The organism is Nostoc sp. (assembly GCF_036917975.1).
Classification (GTDB): Bacteria; Cyanobacteriota; Cyanobacteriia; order Cyanobacteriales; family Nostocaceae; genus Nostoc.
Genome location: NZ_JBALEJ010000080.1, coordinates 108,044 through 127,031, shown reverse-complemented (window position 1 = coordinate 127,031; position 18,988 = coordinate 108,044). Strand labels below are relative to the sequence as shown.

The following is an 18,988-nucleotide window of genomic DNA, read 5'->3' as shown; positions in this document are numbered from 1 at the left end:
CGACCTCTCTTGGTTTGGAGCTACTGAACTCTCGTAGCCTGTGGGAAGCTGACGCAACAGTGGGAGCCTTAGACCTTTTTCTCCAGTAAGAACTGCCCTTGCTCTCTTGACTTTCTTGATAATTTCAAATAAAAATCCTCCAAGGTGAAAATTTTCTACTTTTTTACCTTGTAAATTTTTTACTTTGGTTGTTACCTGTTATTATTCCAGGTTTTTACAAGTTTATCGAGTATTTGACTAAGTTGGACTTGTGTCAGCTGGTTCGGTAACTGGCGGTTGGGTGACAGTTGTACATGGACTTGGTGCATCTGATTGTAAAACAGAGACACCAAAACGGTTGAGTTGGGACAAGTCTAGCAATATTGTTGCTGGCAAAGGTTTGGAATTTGGTGGAACTGAGGTAGTTACGGCTGGGGTATTAGTATGAGCTGGAGTTTGTGTACTTTTATTAGCACAGACTCGCATAGACACCGAAAAATTCCCAGAAGCCGGTTTGGGATTTGATTTTTTCTCAATAACTTCTAAAAAAGTCCCGCGAGGAAGTGATTGGTTGCTCCCTAAGGAGATGTCATTGTTGGTTTTAATTACCCAACCAGGAGAAAGATTAGCCAGCGATCGCGGTGTGGGTGTTGCTTCAATGGTAGGGTTGGCAGTTGGGGTGGGATTGGCAAAAGTTGGAAATGTCCAAGATTGCGATCGCAGTTGCTTTACGAACAATCCTAATGCACCTGCGGCTACCACAAATAGTAATGGAACAATCCACTGTAGCGGTAAACTGCGCGTTTTGACTGGCTCCTTTTCACTAATTACCTGAGTTTTTTGGTTTGGGCTACCTAAAACTGTTGGAGCTGTCGCCCTGGATGCCAAATCAACAGTTTTGGCAGAATAACTCTCTGGAATCACTGCTTTGATGGTGATTTCTGGTTCCCAATATTGGACTCGATAATGAACTAAAGCGACGGTGACATTATCGTGTCCATTTTTAGTATTAGCAAGTTCGACTAATCTATTGGCAACAGTTGCTATATCTGCTTCTCCAAGTAGAATCGGCAAGATTTCAGTTTCCCAGTACTCCTCCACGCGATCGAAATCACTCAAACCATCGGATGTGAGCAGAAAAACTGCATCTTCGTCGAGCATAAACCGTCCCGATGTGGGATGCAGTGAACTGCTGGGCCCCATCCCCAAAGCCTGGACGAGAGAGCCAGCAGCACTTTGTTGTACAGCCTCGCGGTAAGTGGCATAACCTAGCCGCACTTCGCGGGAGGCGACATCATCATCGAGGGTAACTTGATAACAGCCGTAGCGTGTAATCCAGTAGGCACGACTATCGCCGACGTGGGTAATGTACATTTCATGAGCAACAGGCAATGCCATGACTAAAGTCGTGCCCATGCGTTGACGCCCTTGGCGATTTTCACCGTCATTGCGCTGACTAATTTTGTCATTGGCCATTGCCACTGCCTTATCTAAGTCATTTAGCAGCAGTGAAGGGTCTATGTGGTCGTAGGGAACCTTTGTTAGTTGCTGTACCTGCTGCTGGATTGTTTCAATGGCTAAATTTGAGGCGACATTGCCGCCTTCGTGGCCACCGATGCCATCACAGACAATTGCTAAGGCGGTTGGCTGGGGTGGTTTGCTTACTAGAGTTCCACTGGGGGGGCTACAGGCATCTTCGTTACGCTGGCGACTTGGGCCGGTGTCGGTTTTGGTGATAATTTGGATTGTGGGTGTTTGCGATCGCCCTAACCCAGCCAGTCCTTGATCTAAAACTCCGATTAATTGATCGGTGGAATTAATCTGTCCCTGAATTAAAGCAAGGCTAACGCGATCGACAAATTCACTTATGGCTGGTTTGGCATCAGTGACCAACTGCTGCCAAAATTCACCTAATTGGGGTAATTCTGGTGTGGCGCTGTCGAAACGCAATTCCAACAAACGTACTAACGATCCCTCTACCCGTAATACATAAGAGTCAAGTAAGCTAGAGGCGACACCTTCACTTGCAAGAGGTTGCCACAGATGAGCTATTTGCCATAACCAATTGAGTTGGCGCATCGATGTTGCATCACGCCAAGCAGTGGTTAATTCACTGCCCAAGCTCACTTTTTGGATAGTGTCATTTACTAATAGTGGCGGTTTTTCTAAGAGTAATATTTCTCGCTCGGAAGATGCATCAGCAACAAACAGTACTCCATACACCTGCGGTACGTGTAAGCGGTAGGGAATGAGTCTCAGGTAAGCTTTTAGGGGCTGTAAATTATCTAACTCCGGCGTTAGCGCTAATAAACCAGGCTTCGTATCTAAAAGAACAAATTTATCAAGGATTAAATAGCGATCGGCTAATATTTCTCCAGGGCTACCCACATTTGGGCCATCTACCACAGCCCAGAGATAATTTTTGAGTAGGGGCGTGGAACATCGCTGGCAAAACTTGTGAGTCAGGGGGTTGGCAGCCTGACAATTTTCGTTTGGACAGTAGAGCGTTGCCGCGTCATTTTCCATAGTTTTCGCACCGATCAGCGATTGGCAATTTCTTTAATAGCATTAGTAGGGACAATCTAGACCGCTCATCTTTCTTAAACTTGACATACCCAGACTTTAGATGATGATTTTAGCTGGCGGATATCAGCAGGTGCTAATACAAAACTTATCCAAAAAATACGCTCCTAAGTCAACCCTACAGCCTAATCATAGCTTCTATTGCCCTGTGACTCTCCATCGCCAAAGCAACTAACCCAACCCTGTCACCAAAGCATAACCCAAGCATAACTGCACGATTTGCTTTTGCTAAATTATCCCATCATCAAGAGGCGGATAATGTTGGTATTTATTTAGTTTATAAGTAGGATAGCAAGAATTAACTTTAATTAAGAATTAAGAATAGCAAATATTGATTTTGGCAAAAGTACCGGATAAATGCAATAGCTCTAAAAATCTCTTCAGATTGCTGTTAGCGGATAGCTAGGGTTGAGCCAGTGCTGAGTTAAGAACTAGACTTGTAATCATTCCTCTGCCTAAGGGAACTCTAAGAAATAAATTATCCAATTTTGTGGGGTGAGCAACATGAGCGCCCAGTTTATAGGGCGGGCGAGACGCCCACCCCACAAGAAGAGTTAATTGGATTGACTAATGACTAATGACTAATGACTCCATCCCGCAAGTGGCGTGGAGTTTTTTATCCAAAATGGTTCAGCCAGTTCGCTACCGACTCATTGGCTTATTGTTTGTCGTCAATGGCAACTTGAGGGACTCCCATGCTGTAGTTGGTAACACGGGCAGAAAGATTGTAGCTGACTTCTCCTTTTTGTAGGAGCGATCGCAGATAATGCTCTAAATCTGACCCCACACGGCGTAAGTTATAATCTGTGAGGTCTTCGCCACTAGATGCTTCTACTAATTCATCAAATTTTCGATAAATTTTTTGCAGCGCATCTTCATTCCAATTAAATTCGTTATCTGGGTCAACATCTAACGTTAAGACTTGTTGACTAGGAACTAGATCGCCATCCCGGTCAATTTCACCTGCGAAAATGCGGATATGCCGGGTTGTGGACTTGAGCAGCATCGGGTTATCCATAAAAAGGTGTAAGATTTGCGTGGATTACACTGAAATTATTGTAAACGCTATCTCTGAGCTTAGATACTCTCAATTTACAAGCTTTGAATGCAGTTTTCAAAGGGTATATTGAATGGGCATAAGTAAAAATATCACCTTTACTGATTAGTTTGTTACTTCTGTTATGAGTTAAAGACATAATTAACTGCTAGTACTGACAGTAGTCGAATTATTTTCCTGTAAAAATTAATGGAGAGAGTATTTTAATTTAGTGTACTAATCTGACTTACTGCTAAATTTTTTTTACTCAATCAAGCTCAAAAGACCGTAGGATAAGGCACTTGCCAGGAATAATTTGATCTGTGTACATTTTTTTTGAAGAATAAAAGTTTTGACATTAATAATTCTGCTGATCAATTTCTCCTGAATTTTATATTGCAAAAAACATACATCAAGTAATTACACTGAATACCGCTACATCGACTGCTGGCTTTAAGAAACTCCAAAGAGTTAAGCGGTTTTACTTACGTATAAACACCAAAATTAGAGTAACAAGTCAAACTGTTGTTGACGTTCACATAAAGTTGATGTAAAAACCTTTAAACAGGTTGAGCAACTTCTTACAGAAACTTTATTGTGTAGAATCTTAAAAACTGAATAATAGTTATGGCTTACCATAAGCTACATCTAGTACAGAAACGTCAAAATCTAGACACTGAAAATCTAGCTTGAAAATACACCACAGGAGAGTGAAATGGAATACAAAGGTGATTGATGAAGAAAAATTCTTAATTCAAGCACTTTGGATTCAAAAGAGATATAAAGAATTTTTGCTAGATATCTACCTCCTTGCCCTCATGACAACCAAGTAAAGGAATCTCAATAGCTATGAACTCCAAAGCATTACCACGCCAGATAAATAATCTCGAAGTAGGTGTTTATGAGTGCGAAATCCATCTTAAATTCCGGTTGATTGAGGAAAAGAGTTTATTGAGCGATCGCGAGCAGCTTTTACAGGTGCTACTTGATGCTTTAACCGTAGGGTCTGATGACTTTCTAGAGACACTGCAAGCGTCTGTTAAAGCGCAAGAAGTATCTGAGTTTAAAGCCTCTCATCAAATGCGACGCCAGCTAATGCGCTTGCGTAATGTTGCTGAAAATCCTCAGGCATAAAGGTGTAATCTAATTACTGAAAAACGTGAATTGGGCATCAAATCAAATGTTGATCCCATACCCCCGTTGCCATAAAAACTAAGCAGCAAGTAGAATTCATAAAATTAAAATATTGTGATTTCTGCTTTGTGAAGGTCTTATTTAGCAGCACAAAGTCCCAGGAACAGTTTCCGCTATTAAAAACTTTGTAGCAAAGGGTACTGGTAGAATCTAAAAGCAAATTCAGCCGGGTGCATTTTACCGAGTTTTTATCAAAACATTGCCGGAAGAACAAAACCCTGTGTCTTTACAGATGGGGAATTGGACAACAGGCACTAATCAAATGAAAATCTAAAAGACCAAAGTAAAAATAAATAACCTCTCTTTTAGCTTTTTGCTGAAGCTAAGTGCCTGATTTGTTGAAATACTTATGTTTTATCTATTACTAGTAATAGGTAATGGTTTAGTGGCCAGTTACCTATTACTCAGAAGTAGGGAGCAGGGGGAGCAGGGGGAGCAGGGGAAGTAGGGGAGGCAGGGGGAGAAGAATTAATTAATAACTAACTAATGCCCAATGCCCAATGCCCAATGCCCAATCCCTATTTAGCAAGTCCGTGTTCTAGAGCAAAACGAACTAACTCTGTACGGCTATTGGTACCGGTTTTACTAAACAAACGGCTGACGTATTTTTCTACATTACGGACGCTGGTTTCTAAGCGACGGGCGATTTCTTTGTTCATCAACCCTTCGGCGACCAAATTTAAAACACTTTGCTCTCTGGGAGTCAAATCAATTTTGAAAGGGGCTGGCGATTGGGAAATAGCATTTCTTTGGGTTAACAATGCCTTAATTTGGGCAATCTGATTAGCTAGTTCAGCAAGATCAGGGGTTTCAGAGTCATCTCCGGTACTTGCAGCCTTAGCGGCGCGGCGGGCTAGCAAATTTTCGACTATAGCCACTAACTCATCTGGATCAAAGGGTTTGGGTAGATAGGCATCAACACCAGCATGATAGCCTTGGATGCGATCGCCTGTCATACCTTTAGCTGTTAAAAATACTACCGGTAGTGTTTGGAAGCGGGGGTCTTCTCGCAGTTGCTTTAAGAACTGATAGCCATCCACTTGAGGCATCATCACATCGGAAATCACTAAGTCGGGTGTATTCAGCTGCATCCATTCCCAACCTTCAAGAGCGTTACTGGCGACTTGAACGCTGAAACCGCTCTCTTGCAAATAGTCTTTCACGGCTTCCCGTATCCCTGGTTCATCATCCACCAGTAACAATTGTGCTGACATTTAAGATTTCCTTGAGTTTTCCTTTTTCCAATTTAGCGAAAGTTGACAGTCATTGATCAGGAGTTAGGAGTTAGGAGTTAGAAGTTAGGAGTAATTATTCTTCCCCTGCTCCCTCATACCCATGTCTCCAGTTATTATGTGATCATCAAGATGGGAGAAGCTATGACTGCTATTACCCTAAACCTAGAACCATTAATCAATCTCACTTCTGAGCAGTTTTATCAGCTATGTCAAGTCAACCCTGATGCTAAACTAGAGCGCACCGCATCAGGGGAATTAGTAGTTATGGCGCCGACTGGTGGAGAAACTAGTAGTCGAAATCGTAGATTAACTCAACGCTTGGGAACTTGGACAGATGAAGACGGGACTGGAGAAGCTTTTGACTCTTCAACGATGTTTCAACTTCCCAACGGAGCTTTACGTTCACCTGATGCAGCTTGGATTCCTTTAGAGCGATGGGAAGCACTGGCTCCTGAAGAAAGAAGGACTTTTCCTCCCATTTGTCCAGACTTCGTAGTAGAACTGCGGTCTGATTCCGATACCCTCAAGTCCCTCCAAGACAAAATGCAAGAGTATATAAAGAATGGTGCGCGGTTAGGCTGGCTAATTGACCCCAAAGGTAAGCAAGTGGAAATTTATCGCCAGGGAAAAGAGAAGGAAGTGCTACTATCACCAAATCAGTTATGGGGGGAAGATGTACTACCAGGTTTTACTTTGAATTTACAAGGAATTCTCTAGTAACTTAATTTTAGAATCAACTTAAACTGCGCCTAGCATTCTTAACGAAGCTTTTTGTGCCTCAGTTAACCCTCTGACTCCGGCAAGATTCATTCCTTCGTAAGGTCGTGGGGTTTGAAGTGTTTTGTCGCAAGCGCCAGTTCTGACATTCCACAGTTTAATCGTTTCGTCGTGGCTTGCACTTGCAAGCATTTCACCATCGGGGCTAAACTTCACCGACCACACCCGATTTCTATGTCCTTTTAAAACTTTAAGACATTCTCCAGTATTTACCGAAAAATTGGGTTTAAAGCCTCGTCGTTCTACGACGGCTTTCAATTAATTAGTGTACCAATATACTATACTAATGATAGTGGAAAGGTAATCAACCACTTAAAAAACCTAGCTGTCGAAAGACAAAGCAGGCTCACCTTGATAATTGAATTTATGCGGTTTTGATCCAAGTGAACGCTGTATTTTTGTTTATCTGCGCTATGCTTGGTACTACTTTCATTTCACAAAAACTCGACACGTCCCAACATCTCTTCAGGTGACATCACCTCATAAATCAAAACCAAAGTTTCAATGATTTCACCAATTGAGCAAGTCCCTTTCTTGCAGTAAGTAATACCAGGATGATCAAGCCTATAACTTGCAATAATCAAAAAATCTGCATCTTGGGTGAACAGTACTCGATGTGTTTCTTGAATAAACGCTAACTGAACTTGATCGCTTTGGGTGCGTAATTCCACATCATTGGTTGTTGTGACATCAATTCCATAACGGCGTAAGCCAAGCGCGATGGCAGGATCGACATTTTCATCCAGATGAAAGCGAATTCGCTCACTCATTCCTCAACTGTCTGAGTTTCTCTTGAAGACGCGACGGATGATTTTGCTTCAGTACCTCAACTAACTCATTCTCTTCTGCTGTACGGCGATCAATCTCGTCTCGGCGATCAAAGTAATAAGCCATTGCTGCATAAACAGATGCTAGTGACAGGTCATACTTCCCAGCAATCTCTACTAAGGAATATCCTAGCTTTAAATGCATCATTGCCACATCTTCTACAGCAATGCGAGTATTGACAATGCAGGGCTTCCCACTCCGCACATCAGAAGAGATTTCAATATGCTCCCGACTGACTAACTGCATCAATCAATCTTCCACCTCCATTCGATATCTTAATAATATATAGTGTGATTGCTTCTCGCCGTTGATATTCTGGTGAGTTTTTTAACATAAAATGGTGAATAATTTGAATAGAGGTTTTGTATGAGCATCAGTCTCACACCCGATCAAGAACGCTTTATTCAAACCAAGCTCCAGGCTGGGAAATATCGCTCCGCAGAAGAAGCCCTTGAAATTGCCTTACGGTTGCTTGATGAATACGATCGCGCCGATGCTGAATGGGTCGAGGATGTGCGAGAAAAAATTGATGCGGCGATTTTAGCTTCAGACCAAACGCCACCTATTGATCGGATTGTAAGTGGTCGTCGCAACTTTCCATCTCTTTTTGAGGAATCCAACTAAAAGCTTTTTTGGCGAACCCCTGAGATACTGTGAATTTGGGGTGGTATTGGGTTAAAAAAGAAACATGAAAATCATCAAACCCATCACCAATTGGTTAGAAACCCGCGCCAGTGCCCCTACTTATGGCGGTTGGGTACTAGCAGCAACGGCTATTTGTTTTTTTGGCGCAGGTATCAATACGATGGCTGGTTGGCTGTACGCTATTAGCGGCATCAGTTTTGCCCTTTTGGGTGTAGCAGCCATCTTACCGCCGCGATCGCTCACAGGTCTATCCATCACCCGCCGTCCCATACAACCAGTGTCAGCCGGTGACGATCTAACGGTGGAATTAGAAATCTGCAATCAGACACAGCAGCCTGTAAGTTTATTGCAAGTTGAAGATATACTGCCCTTCGTTTTAGGTAAACCAGTACAAAAGGCAATCGAGACAATTCCTAGCCAAGGTAGTTACCGTTGGGTATATTACCACCCGACTCAGCGTCGGGGTGTTTATCGCTGGCACACAGTCGAACTCGGTTCTGGTGCGCCTTTAGGATTATTTTGGTGTCGCCGTCAGCGTGATTGTGCTGCTACAGCGATCGTTTATCCGACAGTGTTACCCTTGGCTACCTGCCCCTTGGTAGATGAAATGGGGCAAGAAGAGAGCAAAAGGGGCGATCCTCGTGGTAGACCATTGCAGACAGCGACAACAGGGCTGGTGCGATCGCTTCGTCCTTATCGTATAGGAGATCCCACCCGTCTGATTCACTGGCGAACTAGTGCCCGCTATGGAGAATTAAGGGTGCGGGAGTTAGAAATGGTGACAGGTGGACAAGAAGTAGTTATTGCCCTTGACAGTGCTAGCAATTGGGAAGAAGAAAACTTTGAACAAGCAGTAATTGCCGCAGCATCACTGTATTTTTATGCACAGCAACAACAATTACAGGTGCAACTATGGACAGCATCAACAAGTTTAATTAAAGGCGATGCCTACGGCAAGCCCGGAGGTCTACACTTTGTTTTAGAAACCTTAGCAGCAACCACTACCCTAGAAGATGCCAGTTCAGTTGCTCCTAAAAATTATCCCTTGATTTGGCTAACTCAAAACCCCCTGAGCCTTGCTAAACTTCCTCAAGGTAGTCGCTGGGTTTTGTGGCCAAATATTTCCGCACCAGCTGAACCAGAGGTAATTAATTGGGATCATCCTGGTATAGTTTTGCAAAGCGATCGCCCACTGCAACCCCAACTACAAAAAACATTACGGTCATAAACTGCAAGGGCATTGGGCATCTTAATTCCTCACTTTTTCTCACTTGTGTTCCCCCGGATGCACCCTTAGATATTTTTGCTGACCACAGTCAGATAAGTATTTTACCTACTAAAACATGACTTTGTTAAATACCTACCCTTGAAAGCTGGGGACTGGTGACTAGGGACTAGTACCGCAAGGCGGAATTAAAAATTAAAAATTAAAAATGAATACAGCGTAAGCGTTTCATTGATTTGGAATGGGTAGTTTATTTCCGCCGTGTTGTACTAGCTAGGATTTTTCCCAATCCCCAATACCCAATACCCAATACCCAATACCCAGTACCCAATCCCCAATCCCCAGTACCTATTTCTGAGAAGAACGTTGCAACTTGTAACTCTTTCTTAACTTTGTAGGATAATAAACTCTATAACATTCTTTGTGAAGGTAGGAATCTAAATGTCAGGTACTACTGGAGAACGTCCGTTTTCGGACATCATTACCAGCGTTCGCTACTGGGTAATTCACAGCATCACCATCCCGGCATTGTTTATTGCTGGTTGGTTATTTGTCAGCACTGGGCTGGCTTATGATGCCTTTGGTACACCCCGCCCCAATGAGTATTTCACACCAGCACGGCAGGAAGTACCCATTGTGAAGAACCGTTTTGAAGCTAAAAAACAAGTTGAACAATTTATTGGAAAGTAGTTTGAGATCATGACTAGCGGCAATAACATCAATCAACCAGTTACCTATCCAATTTTTACCGTTAGATGGCTGGCAGTTCACACTTTAGGTGTACCAACTGTATTCTTTTTAGGCGCGATCGCCGCAATGCAATTTATTCACCGTTAGGAGCAATTATGGTAGAAAGATCGCCCAATCCCAATAATCAGCCGGTTGAACTAAACCGGACTTCCCTATACCTGGGACTACTACTAGTTTTCGTTCTGGGGATTCTGTTTTCTAGTTATTTCTTTAACTAACTAGAAGCACTGTTGTTAATCTTTGTTTATTGAACCTGTGTTGATTTGTTAAGGGAGGAGAGAAGCTGTGTCTGAAAGTGGGAGAATTCCCCTGTGGGTCGTCGCTACGATCGCAGGTTTAGGTATAATTACAGTCTTGGGCATTTTCTTTTATGGTGCCTATGCCGGACTCGGTTCTTCGATCTAAACGTTAGTTTGAACCGAATTCTATAAGTTAGAATTTTCTAGCATTTGTTGAGAAATCAACGTTAAAAAAACCGCCTGTCTCTATGAGATAGGCGGTATTAATTTTGGTCAATAGTCATTTGTTATATTTTGTCATTTGTTCTTTGCAAATGACTAATGACTAATGACCAATGACTACATCAGTATTAGTTAATGTTGCTGATGTCGTCGCTTTCAATGTATAAAAACAGAAACGAGAATACCACACCTGGCAAAACCCAACCGATTATGGGAACGAAAATAGCAGGCAAGTAGGAAGTACTAGCCAAGATAGAAGGCAAAAAAGAAGCTGCCATAGTAAAGGTTCCTATCGAATCACACTACAATTCAAAATGAGCTTACTGCAAATTCTGCCAAATTTTTGAAATTCTTTCATATTTTTAACACAGGCAATATTGGGACTGGGGATTGGGGACTGGGGATTGGGGACTGGGGACTGGGGACTAACAATGCCCAATACCCCGTCATCCCTAAGTTAGATACCCAGGAGTTCATCTAGCTGCAAGTCTGGTAAGTCTGGAGGAATTACAGTTCGCAATATTGTGACTTTGTGACTTTCTTGTTGGGTTGTCAGATCAAGTGCGATCGCTTCCAAGCGAATTTCTAAACAGCCAAAGGGAATGTTTAATTGCGTCATCACTTCTAACCCACCTGAAGCATTAGGTAGTAAATTTGTCAATAAATGGGGCCCATCTAGTAACCAACGAGTTTGATAATCTTCAACCCATAACTTGATAACAACTTGCGGAGGTACTTCAGGTAGTACTACGCGCACTATGATAAACTTACCAGCGATTAGTTCGCCTTCTGGCACATGCAGCTGTGGAATTGGCAAAACCTTAGTAGCTGCCGTAATTATAGGTAAGGAAGGGGATAAATTTAATAATGGTTGCTCCTTTTTTTCAAAGGTGTAACCCCTAATTAAATCGGCTTCCAGTTCACTATCTGTATCATCTACAACGATTTCTTGCGCCAACCAAGCTGACGCTATATTTGTTTTTATCGGAGGAGGTGGCGGCGGTATTTGTGTTGACAAAGCCGATGAGAGTATTGCTTTTTCTAGTTCTGTATTTTCTCTTATCCCCAGATCCGCTTCTTGGGCTATGTCTATATCTTCCCCAAAGTTACTCAGTTCGTCAGCCAAATCTTGGACTTCTTCCCATGTCCCCTGTTCGCGCCATGTCTCAGTGTTGGTATCTAGGTTTAATGGCAAGTTAACATCAACATTCGCTGTTTTTGCACTCAGAGAAAGGGGCGTCTGCTGCGCTGGCTCATAGTTATCGTAGTCTTGACGTTGCAGATCATTGATCGATTCAGGCAAAGAGTATCCTTGGCTCTGCATCCACTTTCTGAGTAAAGGAGATGAGTAAAGGTTGCCTGTTGTAATAAATTGTGCATTTGTCTGGGGTTCTACTTCCGCAACAGATTCTTCTTGAGATGGTTCATTTTGCGGGGCTTCTACTTCAGCAACAAATTCTTCTTGAGATGGTACATCAGCTACTACTAATTCAGGTGTATTTTCATCTTCAGGTACAATTGCATCTAACTGCGGTAAGTCTTCAGCCCCTTGAACTTTCAAGGCATCTGGGAGGACATTTTTTTTAACTTCTTCTGTATCACCTGGCAAAGTTTGTAGGCGTCTCAAGTATGGCAAAGTAGTTTCAAATATTGGCATTCGACGTTGCTTGATAACCAATTGCTCCAAGTTGATGGCGGCTATATTAGCATCCTTTTCTAGAAGTTCCTCCTGTATGGGTTGTTCTGCAACAATATCTGCGGGAATGTTAGCATCGCTTTGAATCGGGGGCAGTTTCGGTAATTGAGGTGAATTGCCTGAATTCTTTAGTTTAGATGTCCGTAGAGTAGCTTCTCGCAGAGCTTGCAGGTTAATTTGCGGTGGTAAGGGTGTATTTGGGGATGGATTAACTATCTGAGACTGGTCTGTTTTTGCCATTTTGACCAGATTTAATAGTTTCAAATCTAGCCTAACAGGTGTCTCTGGTTCTATGAAAGCAGCAGATGAGTCCGATGGTATTGCATCTGTACTAGGTTTTGCTGCGGCTGTGATTGCCAGTAATTCTGTGATATCTGCTGTAATGGTGAAGGACTGGCTAGCTAACCGGATGACTTCACCAGCATCGGCGAATTTACCATACAAACTGATATCTGCCAAAATTAACTTAGATTCACAGTCAGCTGGAATATTAATTGAGGTATTTATACTGAAGGGTAACTCTTGATCTGGTAAAATTTGCCGTACCTTGGTCAAGATTTTCGAGTTATTGGGCGATCGCAGTTCAATTCCTAGTTCAAGTGCCCGTAGTCTTTTTGGAGATAATGTTTCAGCTTGATCTAGATTTGTATTTTCTTTGGGTTCTATGTACCCATTGATTGCAAGAGCTTGTCCCCAAGGAGCAATATAATTATCCTGGTCTAAAGTTAATAGTAATGGTGGCGGTAGTTGTGTCGCTAAAAAATCTGTAACATTTTCATCGTTGGGCAGCAGTTCAGAGGCGGGTAAAGCTAAATCTATTAAATTTTGTAAAATCTGTTCTACTGTCTCACCTTTGAGCCACATAGTACTTACAGGCTCTTCGCTCGCTATATTTTCTTCCGTTTCATCAGGCAAAACAGTTGTAACAGTTTTGTTGTCTGTAGTAGCCAATTCTGCGGGAACAGCGATCGCTTGATCTAGCCCAATTAAAGGTTCTGCTGGGGCAGTGTCTTCTAAGTTCCCTTCATCTGGCAGAACAATAGTAATAGGGTTGCTGTATAGAACAATCGCCGATTCTGCGGAAACAGCGATCGCATTATCTAAATTAATTGCGGGTTCTGTTGGGACAGTAGATTCTAGTTCTCCAGTAATTGCCAATTCTGCGGTAACAGCGATCGCATTATCTAAATTAATTGCGGTTTCTGCTGGGACAGTAGATTCCAGTTCTCCAGTAATTGCCAATTCTGCGGTAACAGCGATCGCATTATCTAAATTAATTGCGGTTTCTGCTGGGACAGTAGATTCCAGTTCTCCACTAATTGCTATTTCTGCGGTAACAGCGATCGCATTATCTAAGGTAATTGCGGTTTCTGCTGGGACAGTAGATTCTAGTTCTCCAGTAATTGCCGATTCTGCGGTAACAGCGATCGCATTATCTAAATTAATTGCGGGTTCTGCTGGGACAGTAGATTCCAGTTCTCCACTAATTGCTATTTCTGCGGGAATAGCGATCGCATTATCTAAGGTAATTGCGGGTTCTGCTGGGACAGTAGATTCCAGTTCTGCGGTAACAGCGATCGCATTATCTAAAGTAATTGCGAGTTCTGCTGGGACAGTCGATTCCAATTCTCCACTAATTGTTATTTCTGCGGGAATAGCGATCGCATTATCTAAATTAATTGCGGGTTCTGCTGGGATAGTAGATTCCAGTTCTCTAATTACCACTTCTGCGGTAACAGCGATCGCATCTGGTTTTGCCAGGGCAGTGCATTCTAGATTTTCAGAAATAGTATTTTGCTGAACGAGTAAATTTGATTCTGCCTTCTCCCTCTGCTTCGCCTCCTCTTCTTCTTGAGACAAAACTTGTACTTGGACTTTGTATTGCCAATATTTACCCATCAGATCCGACATCAAATCGCCAGAACAGCGCAACTCCCAAACTCCCGCCTGGAAGTAGGTAAAAGGAATTACCGCCATTAAGCCTTCTGAGTTAGTGCGACGCGATCGCTTGAAAATTCGCCGCGTTGGTTGAACTTCGTGGGTTGAAGAGTGAGTTACCCGTACTTCCACATCTGTATTCAGAAGGTTAGAACGAGCCAAAATTCTATACTGCCCTTCCGAAATTTCCAAATTTGGCGATTCTAGGATATGCCACGAGCGAGCGCCTTGTTTCTGTATCAGAAATTGCCAGTGTTCCATTGTAAGTGATGCCCAGACCGACGAGCCGCTGAATAATATTGTGTATTAACTTGCTTGCAAGTTTACCTCAGTATTTTAGAAATGCATCACTTAAATGGCTATCAAGTTAACTCAGTTTTACTGACTTGAATTATCACACTTTCACCAGTCACGTCAAGGAAATTTCAAAGATTCGCCATGTTGCTTGTGCATAAAGCTTTTGTTATTTTATGAATATTAAGTTTGACACTCTAAAGTGCTAAATTAACAGGGTTCAGTGGATACCCTTGGCTGTCTCTGCCCAACTTATTGCCAAGATTTTTGTATTATTTTTTACTACAATATCCAATTTGCAATGTACACAACGTACAATAAATCCAGATTCACTTGACAATTTTTATTGAATCCTAATTGCTCACATTTTTGCTACAAAGAGGTAAGATGTGGCTCTTAAGTGTCATCTGCGCTGCGATCGCCAATCACCACACTTAACCCTAGATATATCTATAGGGTCAATCCAAAATCCAAAATCTAAAATCCAAAATTGTTTGACAATGAGGATTTACAGGAGGGATTCGATGTTAGTCATTTTAATGGACGATCAAATCCTTGCCCCTGAGCAAGTTTGTCAGTCTTGTTTACTCGCTGACAGGAGCGGTCAACCGCGTTGGCGTGGTGGTCAACTGCGCTGTGGTCAAGCTATTCGCAAACTTACTCAACAGCAGCCGGATCAGTATGAGTGCATGATGGGCTTTCGCGTTGCCCATATAGAATAGTTGAATTTGTCAGCAAGACCAAGCAACTGCGTTATCCTAAGCTCAAGTGACTATCAAAATTTAACCACAGGAGAACGGATAATGTCTTGGCGCGGGTCTACAACAGTTTCAGATCGGATTTTTGCTTCCTTGCCTTATTTGCTGCCTCTAGTTGAAGTTTTTGTATTTGGTAGATATTTGTTCTCAGAGTTTCCAGCACTACAACTGCTGTTTCTGCCGCTTTTGCCATTGTTAAATATTTACTATGGTGTACGTTATGCAGGAATGATTATTTTCTTTGCTTTATTTTTGCTGGTAGTGAGAAACGAGAAAATTAGTCACTTTATTCGTTTCAACACCATGCAAGCAATCCTTTTGGACATCATTATCTTTTTGTTTGGCATCCTGACTGATGTTGTGGGGCTAATTCCCGCTGGTGGTTTTGCAATCCAAACCCTATCCACAACTATTTTTATCGGCATAGTGGGAGCAGCAGCATATTCAGTCATTCAATCTGCAATCGGGCGTTATGCCGAAATTCCGGCGATTTCCGATGCCGTGTATATGCAGGTGCGTTAGAAGTTAACGAGCCACTATGGTGTTTTCCAGGCGGCCAATACCTTCAATTTCAACGCGGACGCGATCGCCTGGATGCAATGGATTGACACCCTCTGGTGTACCTGTAAGCACCAAATCACCGGGTAATAACGTCATCACCTGACTGATATAGGAAACTAAAACATCGGGGGAAAACACCATCTGATCGATACAAGCAGATTGGACTGGATTAACGTCGTCATTTACAAAAGTCTGTAATCTCGCTCCAGGATTTAATTCTCGTACAATCCAAGGGCCCAAAGGACAGAAAGTATCAAAACCTTTGGCCCGCGTCCATTGACCATCCTTTTTTTGTAAATCCCGCGCTGTGACATCATTAGCGATGGTGTAGCCCCAAATTTTGGTTTGGGCTACCTCTGGTGTGCATTCAAAGGCGTAATCGCCAATCACTAATGCTAACTCTCCTTCGTAGTCAACTCTTTGCGATTGGGGAGGATATTTAATTTCCCTCTCAGATGGAATGATCGACGTGGGTGGCTTGAGAAAGATTAATGGCTCAGAAGGAACGGGAGTTCCCATTTCGGCTGCATGATCTGCATAATTCTTACCCACCGCCACAATTTTTGAAGGAGCGCAGGGAGCCAGAATTTGGTAATTTCCTGGTGTCAAAGTTAAATCAGTGGGTTGTCCATGTAACCAGGGCGGAGCATCTAGCACCTGCACATTCAGGGAGAGATGTAGTAGCCCATAGTAAATCTGTCCTTCTGGATTTTGAATTCGCACGTAGCGCTGCGCCATAACCTTGATGAATATCCTTTTATATGCGATTAGAAGCTGTAAGCAGGTGGCAATCGTTCAGTTAGCTGTTTGACGAACCAATTGAGCCTTGAGCAAAAAAGCGATCGCCAGATACCTTTAGAAAAAGATAACCTTTGGCAAAGCTGATAGCTCGATCAATCTTGCTAAAGAAATATCGGGGCTTCCCGACCTAGTTTTCATTATGGGCATCCAAAAAATCCAAATTTTGGCGATTTGGCTAATGATTCAAATTGAAAACTGGTAAGATTATAGTTCCTTGTTGCTTCAGATGTTGATCTATACTGGCATTTTTAATATAAAAAAAGTATAAATTAGCATCAGCAGCCACTTTTGTCCATGAGGAAATTGGAAAATATGACTACAAGTTACGAAACAATGTACATTCTCCGTCCTGACCTCGGAGAGGAACAGGTAGAGCAAGCAGTTACTAAATATCAGAATTTGCTTCGCGATCAAGGCGCTGAGGATATCCAAATTCAAAATCGTGGTAAGCGTCGTCTGGCTTACGAAATCAAAAAACATCGCGATGGCATCTACATTCAATTAAACTACGGTGCCCCGGCAACTGCGATCGCACCCTTTGAACGTGCCATGCGCTTGAGTGAAGAAGTAATTCGCTATCTGACAGTTAAGCAAGAAATTGCCGAAGAAAAACCCCCTAAAGAGGAAAAAGAAAGACCCACTAAAGTAACTGCAACTGCAACAGTGTAATGAATGGGGAGTAGGGAGTAGGGAGTAGGGAGATGAGAAAAAAATAATTAATCCCTAATCCCTAATGCCCAATGCCCAAATCCCATTCAATAAAATTTTGTCTTTTTCTTTTCTCATGACCGAAAACCAAAAGGATACAGAGCAACTAAATTTATTTATGGGGATCATTAATTTTTAATTTTTAATTTTTAATTTTTAATTCGGAGCGAAGCGACGTGACTTGTTTGGGAATGCTAAATTAACAAATACTTGCCAAAGGTAGTACTCCCGCAGTTATACCTAAGAGTGGACAAGATTCTGAATGGGAGCTTTAAGCTACTGTGATCCAATCTGATACACCGAATATTCAAGTTCTCTCTACCGAAGTATCGCAGCTACGCCAAGAGTTGCAACTTCGCGATCAATTAGTACAACAACTATCTCAAGAACTTTTCCGGCTGGTAAAGGGTAATACTAATTTTATGCCCCCACAGCCGGATATTGAAGGCGATTTAAGCCAGTTACACGCTTTGCAAGAACAACTCCAGGCTGTAGAGCAGCAGGTGGGGTTCTACCAAGAGCAAATTACAACTCGTGACTCCGAGATTTATCAATTGCGACAGTCAGTTCAAGAACTCACCGATCGCACTCGGATGTTGGAGCAAGTAGTACAAGAGTTGCCTCAAATTTACCGACGGAAGTTTGAGGAGCGGATGACGCCAGTCAGAGAAAAAGTAGCAATGCTACAACGCGAAAATCGCCAACTACAAGCAGAACTGCAAAGCGTGAGTTACCGTTTAGCACTCAAAACTCGCAATGCTAGTCATAGCGGTATTGATTTGCCAAATTTTCCCCATCCAGCATCCGAACAAACTAACATTTCGACTCCCCAGAATGCCTAATATTACCATTATGGTGGAACCTTAAGAAGTAAGAAATTGTTGCGGCAAAGGATTTTGGAGACTATTTAATTATTTATGCCGCTCTACTTAGAAAAATTAGCTCAGAGTAATTTGTAATTTGAAAATCCCTGTCTTTAAAAGATTGGGGAGTGTCATTGCGAACGAAGCGAAGCAATCGCAGGGGTTGGGATTGCTTCGCTTCGCTCGCAATGACAACTGGGCATTTTTTTACTTGGAGTACTCTAAGATAAATTTAGGGGCTTGTGACCATTTTTCTTTTTCTTTATGAGTGCCTTTTTACTTTTTACTTTTGCCTTGTACGGTCAGCCTGTCGGTAGGCAAGCAAAGAAATGCTTTGAAACCCCCATTCCCCGATCGGGAAGGCAGGGTGGTTTCATCTGAAAAAATAAAAAGATAGAAGCTTTTATTTATCGTTTAGAGCCATAAATTTTTACCCATCTCCAAAGCTCCCTCCGAGGTGGAGAGAAGCTTTGCAACCCGGTTTTAATTTTTCTGAAACCATCCTGCCATTCAGAGGGCTAGGGGTTAGGTTTCTAAGATTGCCATGTTAGCAATAGTACTTTTCAAACATCCTCTTTGGTAGATAGCTTGCAGCAAGCAGATTCATTCATCTTGCTATTCATACCACCTAGCTCAAAACCATGAGTTTTCCTCAA

Annotated in this window: 20 protein-coding genes and 1 pseudogene; 12 read left to right on the top strand and 9 right to left on the bottom strand. The window is 42.4% G+C overall.

From position 1 onward, the window contains the following. Window positions 1–237: 237 nt before the first annotated feature. Together V7K76_RS28020 and V7K76_RS28015 are read right to left on the bottom strand one after the other, a co-directional pair. On the bottom strand, window positions 238–2,505 hold the full coding sequence (locus V7K76_RS28020) for a protein phosphatase 2C domain-containing protein (protein WP_334780244.1): 2,268 nt from the start codon (window positions 2,503–2,505) through the stop codon (window positions 238–240). Window positions 2,506–3,220: 715 nt separating this feature from the next. After that, the gene (locus V7K76_RS28015) at window positions 3,221–3,580 is read right to left on the bottom strand and encodes an NAD(P)H-quinone oxidoreductase subunit M (RefSeq protein ID WP_179065032.1); all 360 of its coding nucleotides are present in this window, start codon (window positions 3,578–3,580) and stop codon (window positions 3,221–3,223) included. An 867-nt stretch (window positions 3,581–4,447) separates the two neighbouring features. Here V7K76_RS28015 and V7K76_RS28010 point away from each other — a divergent pair. Then, entirely contained in the window at window positions 4,448–4,732 is a 285-nt protein-coding gene (locus tag V7K76_RS28010) for an Npun_R1517 family heterocyst differentiation transcriptional regulator (protein ID WP_334780245.1), read from the top strand. Window positions 4,733–5,310: 578 nt separating this feature from the next. On the opposite strand, the gene V7K76_RS28005 is transcribed toward V7K76_RS28010, so the two are convergent. Beyond that, window positions 5,311–6,006: a response regulator transcription factor gene (locus V7K76_RS28005; protein ID WP_179065030.1), complete on the bottom strand. Its 696-nt coding sequence runs from the start codon at window positions 6,004–6,006 to the stop codon at window positions 5,311–5,313. 162 nt (window positions 6,007–6,168) lie between these two features. On the opposite strand from V7K76_RS28005, the gene V7K76_RS28000 reads away from it, so the two are divergent. Beyond that, complete coding sequence (locus V7K76_RS28000) at window positions 6,169–6,744, top strand: Uma2 family endonuclease (protein WP_334780246.1); 576 nt, start codon at window positions 6,169–6,171, stop codon at window positions 6,742–6,744. A 21-nt stretch (window positions 6,745–6,765) separates the two neighbouring features. Here V7K76_RS28000 and V7K76_RS27995 read toward each other — a convergent pair. The 3 genes and pseudogenes from V7K76_RS27995 to V7K76_RS27985 form a co-directional block, all read right to left on the bottom strand. Further along, window positions 6,766–7,023: pseudogene (locus V7K76_RS27995) on the bottom strand (WD40 repeat domain-containing protein); the annotation flags it as partial. Window positions 7,024–7,238: 215 nt separating this feature from the next. Next, entirely contained in the window at window positions 7,239–7,574 is a 336-nt protein-coding gene (locus V7K76_RS27990) for a DUF5615 family PIN-like protein (protein ID WP_334780247.1), read from the bottom strand. After that, complete coding sequence (locus tag V7K76_RS27985) at window positions 7,567–7,878, bottom strand: DUF433 domain-containing protein (protein ID WP_334780248.1); 312 nt, start codon at window positions 7,876–7,878, stop codon at window positions 7,567–7,569. The genes V7K76_RS27990 and V7K76_RS27985 overlap by 8 nt, the downstream gene beginning before the upstream one ends. 120 nt (window positions 7,879–7,998) lie before the next feature. Between V7K76_RS27985 and V7K76_RS27980 the strand changes: the two genes are divergently transcribed. The 6 genes from V7K76_RS27980 (at window position 7,999) to V7K76_RS27955 (ending at window position 10,657) form a co-directional block, all read left to right on the top strand. Then, window positions 7,999–8,256: a ribbon-helix-helix domain-containing protein gene (locus V7K76_RS27980; protein ID WP_334780249.1), complete on the top strand. Its 258-nt coding sequence runs from the start codon at window positions 7,999–8,001 to the stop codon at window positions 8,254–8,256. 64 nt (window positions 8,257–8,320) lie between these two features. Then, window positions 8,321–9,505, top strand: coding sequence for a DUF58 domain-containing protein (locus tag V7K76_RS27975; protein ID WP_334780250.1), 1,185 nt, complete (start codon window positions 8,321–8,323; stop codon window positions 9,503–9,505). Between the two features lie 438 nt (window positions 9,506–9,943). Further along, complete coding sequence (gene psbE / locus V7K76_RS27970) at window positions 9,944–10,192, top strand: cytochrome b559 subunit alpha (protein ID WP_012411800.1); 249 nt, start codon at window positions 9,944–9,946, stop codon at window positions 10,190–10,192. A 9-nt stretch (window positions 10,193–10,201) separates the two neighbouring features. After that, a complete protein-coding gene (gene psbF / locus V7K76_RS27965; protein ID WP_012411801.1) occupies window positions 10,202–10,339 on the top strand; it encodes a cytochrome b559 subunit beta in 138 nt (45 codons plus the stop codon). 8 nt (window positions 10,340–10,347) lie between these two features. Beyond that, on the top strand, window positions 10,348–10,470 hold the full coding sequence (locus V7K76_RS27960) for a photosystem II reaction center protein L (protein WP_012411802.1): 123 nt from the start codon (window positions 10,348–10,350) through the stop codon (window positions 10,468–10,470). A 67-nt stretch (window positions 10,471–10,537) separates the two neighbouring features. Further along, on the top strand, window positions 10,538–10,657 hold the full coding sequence (locus V7K76_RS27955) for a photosystem II reaction center protein J (protein ID WP_152589562.1): 120 nt from the start codon (window positions 10,538–10,540) through the stop codon (window positions 10,655–10,657). A gap of 184 nt (window positions 10,658–10,841) precedes the next feature. Here the strand turns inward: V7K76_RS27955 and V7K76_RS27950 are convergent, their stop codons facing one another. Continuing rightward, the gene (locus V7K76_RS27950) at window positions 10,842–10,991 is read right to left on the bottom strand and encodes a photosystem I reaction center subunit VIII (protein WP_334780251.1); all 150 of its coding nucleotides are present in this window, start codon (window positions 10,989–10,991) and stop codon (window positions 10,842–10,844) included. Window positions 10,992–11,170: 179 nt separating this feature from the next. Beyond that, complete coding sequence (locus V7K76_RS27945) at window positions 11,171–14,608, bottom strand: hypothetical protein (RefSeq protein ID WP_334780252.1); 3,438 nt, start codon at window positions 14,606–14,608, stop codon at window positions 11,171–11,173. 557 nt (window positions 14,609–15,165) lie between these two features. Here V7K76_RS27945 and V7K76_RS27940 point away from each other — a divergent pair. Both V7K76_RS27940 and V7K76_RS27935 read left to right on the top strand, forming a co-directional pair. Further along, window positions 15,166–15,363 carry a hypothetical protein gene (locus V7K76_RS27940; RefSeq protein ID WP_334780253.1) on the top strand — a complete coding sequence of 66 codons (198 nt, stop codon included), beginning with the start codon at window positions 15,166–15,168 and terminating at the stop codon, window positions 15,361–15,363. Between the two features lie 81 nt (window positions 15,364–15,444). Then, the gene (locus V7K76_RS27935) at window positions 15,445–15,921 is read left to right on the top strand and encodes a Tic20 family protein (protein ID WP_334780254.1); all 477 of its coding nucleotides are present in this window, start codon (window positions 15,445–15,447) and stop codon (window positions 15,919–15,921) included. Between the two features lie 3 nt (window positions 15,922–15,924). On the opposite strand, the gene V7K76_RS27930 is transcribed toward V7K76_RS27935, so the two are convergent. Continuing rightward, entirely contained in the window at window positions 15,925–16,698 is a 774-nt protein-coding gene (locus V7K76_RS27930) for a fumarylacetoacetate hydrolase family protein (protein ID WP_334780255.1), read from the bottom strand. A 375-nt stretch (window positions 16,699–17,073) separates the two neighbouring features. Between V7K76_RS27930 and rpsF the strand changes: the two genes are divergently transcribed. Together rpsF and V7K76_RS27920 are read left to right on the top strand one after the other, a co-directional pair. Next, window positions 17,074–17,430, top strand: a complete 357-nt coding sequence (gene rpsF / locus V7K76_RS27925) for a 30S ribosomal protein S6 (protein WP_334780256.1) — start codon at window positions 17,074–17,076, stop codon at window positions 17,428–17,430. 320 nt (window positions 17,431–17,750) lie between these two features. After that, the gene (locus tag V7K76_RS27920) at window positions 17,751–18,311 is read left to right on the top strand and encodes an Npun_F5560 family protein (RefSeq protein ID WP_334780258.1); all 561 of its coding nucleotides are present in this window, start codon (window positions 17,751–17,753) and stop codon (window positions 18,309–18,311) included. The last annotated feature ends 677 nt before the right edge of the window (window positions 18,312–18,988 follow it).

Bases quoted from the DNA above. Each gene is read 5' to 3' on its own strand.
- V7K76_RS28020 (WP_334780244.1), bottom strand. From the start codon at position 2,505: ATGGAAAATGACGCGGCAACGCTCTACTGTCCAAACGAAAATTGTCAG.
- V7K76_RS28015 (WP_179065032.1), bottom strand. From the start codon at position 3,580: ATGGATAACCCGATGCTGCTCAAGTCCACAACCCGGCATATCCGCATT.
- V7K76_RS28010 (WP_334780245.1), top strand. From the start codon at position 4,448: ATGAACTCCAAAGCATTACCACGCCAGATAAATAATCTCGAAGTAGGT.
- V7K76_RS28005 (WP_179065030.1), bottom strand. From the start codon at position 6,006: ATGTCAGCACAATTGTTACTGGTGGATGATGAACCAGGGATACGGGAA.
- V7K76_RS28000 (WP_334780246.1), top strand. From the start codon at position 6,169: ATGACTGCTATTACCCTAAACCTAGAACCATTAATCAATCTCACTTCT.
- V7K76_RS27990 (WP_334780247.1), bottom strand. From the start codon at position 7,574: ATGAGTGAGCGAATTCGCTTTCATCTGGATGAAAATGTCGATCCTGCC.
- V7K76_RS27985 (WP_334780248.1), bottom strand. From the start codon at position 7,878: ATGCAGTTAGTCAGTCGGGAGCATATTGAAATCTCTTCTGATGTGCGG.
- V7K76_RS27980 (WP_334780249.1), top strand. From the start codon at position 7,999: ATGAGCATCAGTCTCACACCCGATCAAGAACGCTTTATTCAAACCAAG.
- V7K76_RS27975 (WP_334780250.1), top strand. From the start codon at position 8,321: ATGAAAATCATCAAACCCATCACCAATTGGTTAGAAACCCGCGCCAGT.
- psbE (WP_012411800.1), top strand. From the start codon at position 9,944: ATGTCAGGTACTACTGGAGAACGTCCGTTTTCGGACATCATTACCAGC.
- psbF (WP_012411801.1), top strand. From the start codon at position 10,202: ATGACTAGCGGCAATAACATCAATCAACCAGTTACCTATCCAATTTTT.
- V7K76_RS27960 (WP_012411802.1), top strand. From the start codon at position 10,348: ATGGTAGAAAGATCGCCCAATCCCAATAATCAGCCGGTTGAACTAAAC.
- V7K76_RS27950 (WP_334780251.1), bottom strand. From the start codon at position 10,991: ATGGCAGCTTCTTTTTTGCCTTCTATCTTGGCTAGTACTTCCTACTTG.
- V7K76_RS27945 (WP_334780252.1), bottom strand. From the start codon at position 14,608: ATGGAACACTGGCAATTTCTGATACAGAAACAAGGCGCTCGCTCGTGG.
- V7K76_RS27940 (WP_334780253.1), top strand. From the start codon at position 15,166: ATGTTAGTCATTTTAATGGACGATCAAATCCTTGCCCCTGAGCAAGTT.
- V7K76_RS27935 (WP_334780254.1), top strand. From the start codon at position 15,445: ATGTCTTGGCGCGGGTCTACAACAGTTTCAGATCGGATTTTTGCTTCC.
- V7K76_RS27930 (WP_334780255.1), bottom strand. From the start codon at position 16,698: ATGGCGCAGCGCTACGTGCGAATTCAAAATCCAGAAGGACAGATTTAC.
- rpsF (WP_334780256.1), top strand. From the start codon at position 17,074: ATGACTACAAGTTACGAAACAATGTACATTCTCCGTCCTGACCTCGGA.